Below are 9,189 nucleotides of genomic sequence, written 5' to 3'. Positions count from 1 at the left end.
AATAAAGACAACATATTCACTTGACAGGTGGTGTGCGCATAAATCCACGCCTTAATTCGCGTATCCTTCGGTTTATTCGGATGAAAATACTGAAACAATTGCTGCGGTGGCGAATTGGACTCAATGCGCCAGAAACACACCTCATTTGGATTCACTCCTTGGTAGATTATCTGCAATAAATCTTCGGGAGTAGGCACTTTTCGCTTTTGTTCCACTTCATTAATCGTTCCGGCCTTATACAGATAAGGATATAAACTGCTGCGTGCAGAAGTACATGCAGGAATACGTGTCGCAGCGCGTTTAGTCCGCGCAACGCCCAGCTCATGCTCTTGTTTTTTTTGGTCTTCGAGTGCTTTTTGTTCTTTGGTTGCACATAAAGCAATCTCATCGTCATAAGACACTTTATTCGTTTGTAATACCGCTTTTAACTCCATAATTTCTGCATGAAGCGCTGTGGCAAGTTTTTGCATGCCCGAAGAAACCACCTTGAGTGGGGATGGCTCGTCCGGCTGCAAGCGGGTTCTAGGAAGAATTTCTGTTTGAAATTTCGGAAACTGGATTAACGCATCACTCTTTTCCCAAACCGCAGCCCAATGAATGTGTTCATATTCGCGCATCAGAGTCTCTGGTTTTTCTTTTAGAGTCGTGTGTCCCTTAAGGATGTTCAGTACCTCATCCAAGCTTCGTGTGCTCAAACAACAGGGTGAAACCAGAATTTCTTTGAGCCAATGAATGGACGTGTACTTTTTTCTTTCTGTTGTAAGCCACGCCAAAAGCCCATCAGGATCGTCGCTCGGAACGGGATTGTCTTGCTGTATCTGCTGGAGAAACTCAATCATTTGTTCGCACTTGTCGATTTGCCAATCGCGTAAAATGCCCGCCATTTGGTATGCCTTAAGTTCTACTTCAACCTGCTTGATTGGCTGTTTTGAAACGGGTTTACGTAAGAACAGTTCAGCAAACCGTAATTTTTCATCCTCGCTAAAATTAGTTTCATTCATCGCATGGAGAAAAATACGCTGGCCACATTCCAGTTGGTCCTCTTTACTCAGCAGAGGAAACCAATTCGGATCGTTTTCCCAAGGCTCTGGTTGTCCCTTTAGGTAGTGCTCTTTAAATTCTTTATGGCTCTGGATGATTTTGGTACAAATAGTAGCGAGTTGTTTATTTGTTGGCAGGATATCACTCATTGTTGTTTCTATCGACGTAAACCCGTCGATACACTGACGAATGCTTTCGCGTATTGCTTCTGCATTAGCGTTTGTCGGCAAAGTCGCATAAAATTCTTGAAACTCCGCATTAATTTCTTGTTTTAATTGGTCTATGTCCGCAACAAATTGTTTCATTGCGTTTAACGAATGATTATAACGCGCTATGGTATTAACGCCACCAAGTGAGTTCGCACGATACAAGCATTGCCGCGGTGGCGGGGTCAGCGTTAATAAAAATTGATTACTGTGTCGGTTCGCAGAGTATAAATGACTCATGAACTCGGTTAATTTAGAGGATAAACGATGAGGATTAGTGAGCGCTTTAGGAAGCTCTTCGGTGACGTGCTTAATTTTTAATAAATAAACTTTTGCATTTTCTAAATGATTAACACACCCAGTTAACTGAGTTAAGTACGTGTCTGCTTCCGTTTTAATCGTGTTAATGTCTGCAGCATCATACGCTATTTTTTCTTGCTCTTTCTTTTTCGGATTCAGAACATGCACTACGTCATGGCCAGTTTCATACCCCACTCGCAGCAAATGCAGAATCTCAAGAAACTCTTTTACTACGATCAACAATTCTATCATCGGTTGACTCTCCTTATGAGTAATTTATTCTTATTCCCAGCTACCAGGTCACAAAAGGCATCCATAACACCGCTTGATGATGCAGTCAAAAATAACTCGTTCTGACTACATGGAATATACCCTGTCCTGAAAAAAAACATAATGAAGTCTTTTTTTTGATAAATCAAGTTAAATATGTATGATTTATATGGGAAAATTAATATTTTTTTTATAAATCAAATAGTTATATGGTGGAAGCGAAAATCGAACCGCTACCACCTCTTTTAACTTGTTCATGAACTACAATCTAAGACCATGAAAAATCCCATCCAAATTCGAATACTAAGCTAGTTATATTAAATTCCAACTTAGTGGAGGGATGGTACCCGACATTCTGCTATTGGGTCAGTTGCTCCTCTATTATTTGAGAATCAATCTAAGCATGTCGCATAACCCAGAGTTCAAAATAAATAAGAGTTATTAAGTCAATATTACAAATATTAATTGTACCAATAACTTTTATTATGAAATAAGTTAAGTGTCTTAAAACCCCAAAAAAAAGCAATTACCTTAAAAAGGCAATTGCTTAACAATATCAAATAACCACTATTGAATAACGAATATCTTTAATCTAGAGTCCTTTCTCTTTGCCACTTGGTGGAGTGTAACTGTCATGGGTTAATACCTCTTTTGCAATTGCTTTCAAGGTTCCAGGAAGTGCATTCATCACCTTAGGATTATCTTTTAAGTAACGTACAATTTCTTCATTATCCTTCCCTTGAATATTGTTAAGTATGTTTGATGCCGGTAGCTTAAATATGGAACGTTGTTCTTGCCCCCATATAGCTAATGCATCCTTAAATTTATCAACGTACATATCGCAAGTGGTTTGATAGCTCTCAGCGAATTTATCTGCAGATTCAATTTGTTGCCGTGCATCTTCCATCCAGGATTTTACTACCAAATCCTCGATATTATTTAAAGTACGGTACAAACGGCTTTGTCCCCAAAAGTGGAGCCTTGGCAAAAATTGCTTCGCGGCAATTTGCACATCCTTTTGCATTAGCTCTTGCTTTATTCGACGTATCTCAGCCAAAGTATCATTATAAGTATTTAACCCAGCGCTCTGGCTTAAACCTTGTATCCTATGTTGAATGGATTGATAGCGTTCGCTATTTTTGATCCAGGTTTTTTCATAAACTGCTACTTGGGCTTGAATGCTACTTTTTAAATTTGTTTTTACACTGACTGCAGCAGTAATAGCATCCCTCGCTTTCCCGATAGAACTGAATTCTGCCATTATGTCCTTAATCTGCTGTTGTTGCAGTATAGATAAACCGCGATGAGCTTTCTTTTGTTGCTTTTGCAACAGCTTATTAATGTGTTGCTGGTAACAATCCAGACCGGCTTCAAATAATTTCTTATTGGTCTGCTCAGTAAATTTAGGTCCACGATTATCTGGTTTTTTGATAATGAAATCTCCATGGCGCAAAAACGTCATCAGAGCCACTCTTTCTAGCGGTTTCTTCTTCATGATATTGTTACGAATCCAGGTATTCTTATCCTCTTGCTTATAAAATTCTTCAACAATAGCAAGCTGTTCGGTAGTCATTCCGTCAGCTGTAATCTGCGCTAAGTTATTTTGCATAATACTTACTGCATGATCAGGAAGAAGCTGCCAATAATTTAAGAGACGTTCCAATGCCTGAGGGGTTAATGCAGCGATGTGCGCCTTAATTGAATCAAATGGTGTCTTAAATCGATTTTGATTTTCAAGAAAATTACCTACAGCACGCCGTGCAACTTCCTGGGCAGAGGGATCATCCATTTTAGCAATGACGGCGATTAATGGTTTTAAAGCCAGTAATTTATCCGCCTGAGCAGGATATTGTTCTGCAAGAAGCAATAATTGCGTCATCTCTTTAGGTGCAGCAAACTGAGCAACTCCCTTGGCATCAGCAAAAATAGTCTTGCCTTTCTTTAATAAATTTTGTACGGCAGGAAAAGTAATTTCTTGCACTTCCGAGGGTAACTCTTCATATTCTAGAGAACATAAATAATTGGCCCAAGGCAGAAAATCAGTATCACTGATTTTGCTTACATAACTAGGAAATGATTTGAAGAATAAAAATAATTTTTCCTTCTGTTTATCACTTATAAAGCTCAAGCGAACAGGAAGATTTGCATCTGCCTTAATTAATTGCTTGTCAAGTAATACCTTAAATCCTGCAAGATAAGCTTGTTTCTGGCCTTCCTCTAATTCGTTTTGATAATAGTCAGAATGTAAAGAGCTCACTACATCTTTGAAAGAAAGTAAATCAGTCGCATGCTCTGGGAAGCGATTGCATAAATACAATAAATAAGCCACATCCTTTTTATCATCAAATGCTTTTAGTTTATTCTCTAACTCATTAAAGCTTATTTTAGAAGGTATGGCTTTGAGTAAGTTCTTTATTCCTGCAATTTCCACATTTTTCAATTCATTGTTGGGTAAAAAGTAATCAGAAATTACTTCAAATGCCAGTAAATTTTCCGCATGCTCTGGGAAGTGTTCACACAGATACAACAACTTGGTCATTGTGCCTTTATTATCAAATGCTTGCAGTTTATTCTCTAAATCATTAAGACTTATTTTAGAAGGGATGGCGTTGAGTAATGCTCTTATTCCTGCAATACTCACCTCTTTGAATTCATCAACAGGTGAAAAATGTCTAACAATTATCTCAAGCGCCGATAAATTTGCTGCATGCTCTGGCAGATGACTGCACAGATACAATAAATCAGTCATTGCCTCTTTATCATCAAAGGCTTGCAGTATTTCCCCTAACTCATTAAGACTTATCTTGGAAGGTATGGCTTCGAGTAACGCGCTTATTCCTGAAATTTCCTCATTAATGAATTCATCCGTAGGTGAAAAATGCTTAATTATTACTTGAAGCTCTAGTAAATTTGCAGCATGCTTCCTGGGAATGTACTTGAACAAATACACCAAGGAAAGTAGTTTAGGCATTTCCCTATATTTAAGGAGTAACTCTTTTATCACATTAGGATCACAGGAGCTCAGCTCGCGCATTCCCTCAAATAAGCTCTTCTTATCCTCAAAACCTAAAAACTCAGTACTAGTTAAAAAGTCTGAAAAAAGTTCAAAAATCCTATCTAAAAGTACAGAATTTTGACCAACAAAAGATTCTTGCATCTGATGAACAATGTATTCATAAGCTCGAACTTTATCTCGTTTAGTAGCCTCAGCAGAACTTAAGGAATAGAGCACTTTTAAAAATTCTTGTGAAGCGGTGATTAGCTTTGGTTCTAATTGAGATATTATATGGAGCATAGAAACATACTCTTTACCTTCTGTTGCCAAATGAGTTTCAATCAGTGGTAAAAATTTTAGAAGCTGCGGACCTGCTTTTAAAAGATCTTCCCAAATCCTGTCCAGCTCCTCAATAGAGACGCGTGGTTTTTTATATTCAGCACTCATTTTCTCAATTAAAGTCTTCAAAATGACAAAGTGCTCAGGCGCTTTTAATGTTGCCGCAAGTTGTGCCAAATTTGCAAGCACCTGTTTAGGCTGTTTCGCTTTATTTAAAATAGCCTCATAGTCGCTTAAAAAGCGTTTACGCTGCTCTGGTTGATGCTCCATACTCTGTAAAAATTGCCTAAAGAGCAGCACATAAGTTTTTTCATCCTGTGATCCGACAAAAGTATCGAGGAATTTTTTAAGCCCTAAAATAATGCTCGCATCCAAAGAAACGATAGGTTTACCTGTTAAGCACCCTGACGGTAAGCTTATTAACGCATCGCGGGCTGAATGCTCCCAATAAGAAAGGCCACTCTTATTGCCTACACTAAAGTGAATTAAAGGAGTGGCCTTCGCAACACGTTCATCAACATCATCCAGCCCCTGCGCTACCAGATAAGAACGAGCCAAGTTACTTACGTCTGTAGGCATCCCTATCAACGCGTTTTGCACCTCGGAACTGAGTGTAACATCCAAAAGGTCTTGTTTCCCATCTGTAAGCTCTTCCAAATCCTCAACAAATTTTTTGTTTTTATCTGCTAAGGCAACCAGTTGATCTAAGAAACCATCAAAAGAAATGACTGTACTGTTGCGATAAATTGATAATAACGCCGTGAGTTGGATGCTATTTAAAGAAGACAAATATTTCGCCATCTGATTCCACTCATCCATTGATTCTGACAAACCATCTAATTTTAAGATAAGCCTGTATGCTTCAGCCATTAAACTCTCTTGAGCGCTTAATTTAGGCAACGCTCTATCCAATAAAAATTGCGGTTTTTCTGGTTGCTTAAAATGACAACGTATTTCCCCTACATCTTTAAACAAATAACCTAAACGATGATGAGCTTCCGTGTTTCTAGTAACAAAACCATAAAGTGCATCAATGCGATCATCAATATCCACATGCGCGGTTTGGATTTTCATCCATTCCTTTTCCAAATCATTTAAAAACGTCGCAAAGCCTTTAATTAAATCTTCTTTTTGTTCCACATCAGCGATACCAATTAAACGAATTCCTTCAGAAGAAATCATCGCCTTCGCTTCATGGTAAACCAAAGAGGGGTAATTATCTTGCGCGGCAATGAATTCCCGTAAACGTAGCAGCATATTAGATTTCGTTTCAGCGGGGATAGTATTTAATCCGCTTTTTAGATTGGGATTAAAAAAATCAGCCATTGTATGCATCGGATGGTGTGCATCAGTAGTAAGTTCCTTCATCACTTGCTTATATAAATCCTCATTAGCAACTAATATTTGACGTAACGATCCCAGCTCCTGGTCTATTTCTTTAACAATATAATATTGCAATACTTCACCTTCAGTGCCATTACGCGCTGTTCTCCCACCTTTTTGCCCCAAATCATTTTCATCATGAACGGAACCTAGCATCACCGTTTCAACCCCAACGTTATCCCCACGCCCAAATCCTGCAGCGATTAATACTACGCCATGCTCTTTTTGACCTAAATTAGAACCTTCCATGTGCGTTTTTTTCCTTAAAATAGTTGCAGGAGAATCGTGTGATTCATTGGTATAAGCAAGAAAATGATGCGCATATTCTTCATCTGTGAAAAACGGCTCCAACGCTTTAGTCATATAGTTAACTTCAGCATCAGTAGCGCAACACAACAAAATAGATTTTTTCTCAGCAATCCTTTTTTTAATGTCTCTGACCATAGACTGTAAGCGCTGATCTTCAGCTGTAAAAAATTCAGGCTTAGGCCACTTACGCAAATCTTTCTGATTCGTAGGCACCCGAAGCACAGCCGTATGGTGCACTTGATTCAATTCAAGTGCCTGTGAAGATGATACGGTTCCGGTAAATCCTTCCCAATGGCCAAAACAGCTTTTTAAGCGTTGCGAAAACACTTGGGAACTAATGATGTCACTTTCAGGATGCACATGATAATCCTGCGCCTCCCCATTCAGTTGCGCTTCAAAATTGAGACGCTCGGCCAGCAATTGATGTACCCCATGACTGAACGTAGATCCTACTGCGGTTTGCATGTCTTTTGTTAAAGGATAAATTTCCCGTAGAGAGAACTCCTCTTCACCAATTTTCACCTGTTCTAAACGCACGGTATAATTAATACCCACTTCTAAGCTTGCAGCTTCATGAGCCGATTGCAACCAACTCAACAGCATCATGGGGGTCAGCGACTCCAGGTAAATACGCCCCTCTTCCGAAGCCTGAATGCTGAGGAATTTAAAACATTCCTGCACTACCTGAGGAGTAATTGGCGTTTTCTTAGCTGGCAGATTATCGTAAAACATATTGATTCCACGATAAAACCAAGCCATTTCTTTAGGGGTAGTACCCGTATGCCGTGCATAGTTAAATTGAGTTTTTTGTCCTTCATAATACAAAAAGTCAAATTCATCACCCAAGGCCACATTTGTTGCTTTGTTTATCTCAATTGCAGTCCCTTGACTGGCTTGTTCATCGAGAAATAAAGACAAATCTCCAGGTGTGGTATAAACAATTTGTGCGTGTGCATAAGTGTCGTGTGATGAACGTGCATGAATATTGGCAGTAGTTAGTTGTAAGTAATCAAAAAATTGCTGATAATCCAATAAATCACGTTCTGCCAAGCTCCATTTTGCCGTACACACAGTCACTTTATCCCCTTTAGCAGCGTGTCGCGCGGCACGTAAAGCCACAAAGTTACTCTTTCCCTCCCCAGTCTTTAATTGCAAAATACTGGAAGGATCTTCAGCTAAAAGAACCTGAGTAGCGATCAAAGCAAACTGTTGTGCCAAATGAGGGTATTTGCCGGTGCTACGTCCTAAAGTTTCAAATAAAATGGCCCAAATTTGTATTTGCAAGCGCCCATTATCAGGTTGCAATTGCGCAGCTTCAGAACAATCACTAAATGCGCGTTGTAATTCTTCTTGCGTCATTTGGCTCAAAGGTTTAGTACCCTGCAATACCAAATCTTGCCCTTGTTCCAGCCGTTTTAAATATTGCAACATAAGTATTAATTTAGCCCCTGATGCAGGCGAAATTCGTTTATTTTCTTTACCACGAGTTACATAAGTTAATTTCAGCATCCGCTCTAAATCAAACTCACGCGTACTGGATAACTGTTGGTAGTCTTGACGAAATAATGCTTGCTCTTCAGTTAAAAATAAACTTAAAGCCTTGTCTAGAGGAACCTCATTGCTGTTTTTAATAAATGCTAGCACGTCACGCGTATCAGGAGCAGGTTTTCTTGGATAACACATCGCAATCATAGTTAACTCTTCGTTAGAAAGAGTAGCTAACTTCTCCTCTAATTTCAGTATTTTTGGGTGTGCGCCGTCTTTAAAATAATTCGTACGGGGCACAGTAGGATAAATATGTGAAGGAAAACTACTGTAAGCAATAATATTTAGTATTAATTCTTTTTTAGGACTATCAAAAAGCTCTATCCTTTTCAAGCTCTTCATCAAGTCAGGATGCTTGATTAAAGTTTCAAGCCATAAATGACATACTGCTTTCCATTGGGGTGCCTCGATATTTTCCGGATTCAAACTCACCAAATCAATGCATTGCTCCAAAATTACCGAATACAGTTCAGGCTCTTTTTCAGCTAATAACCGTGTAAGCGTTACCTCACGCAATCCATCAAAATTTTGATGGGACAATTGCGCCACCAATTCATTAATAAACTCAGGCTCTTCACTACTGCGAATGGCCAAGCGTGCCAATTGTGCTTGTTGGGCACGGTTAAAAGTCTGGGCTTTAGATAAAATCATATTTAAAGTCCCTTCCCATTTTTTCTCTACATCAAAATGAGGTTGTACTTCATCAAGCAATGTGGGTTTAAACGGGCTAGATGCTGAGAGTTCCACACGAATTTTTATCTTAACGCATTGAAAAAAGGGATAAAAAAATTGAATGTGCAT

Annotated in this window: 2 protein-coding genes; both read right to left on the bottom strand. The window is 38.9% G+C overall.

Features of this window, described 5'->3' with window-relative positions; all coding sequences use genetic code 11:
• Window positions 1–1,799, bottom strand: a 1,799-nt coding sequence (locus tag WA877_RS05815; RefSeq protein WP_425169989.1) for a hypothetical protein, incomplete at its 3' end; no start/stop codon positions are given.
• 610 nt (window positions 1,800–2,409) lie between these two features.
• Window positions 2,410–9,135: a hypothetical protein gene (locus WA877_RS05810; RefSeq protein WP_425169988.1), complete on the bottom strand. Its 6,726-nt coding sequence runs from the start codon at window positions 9,133–9,135 to the stop codon at window positions 2,410–2,412.
• Window positions 9,136–9,189 lie beyond the last annotated feature (54 nt).

The organism is Legionella sp. (assembly GCF_049790535.1).
GTDB lineage: Bacteria > Pseudomonadota > Gammaproteobacteria > Legionellales > Legionellaceae > Legionella.
The sequence above is the reverse complement of the archived record's forward strand: the minus strand, read 5'-3'. Positions and strand labels throughout refer to the sequence as shown.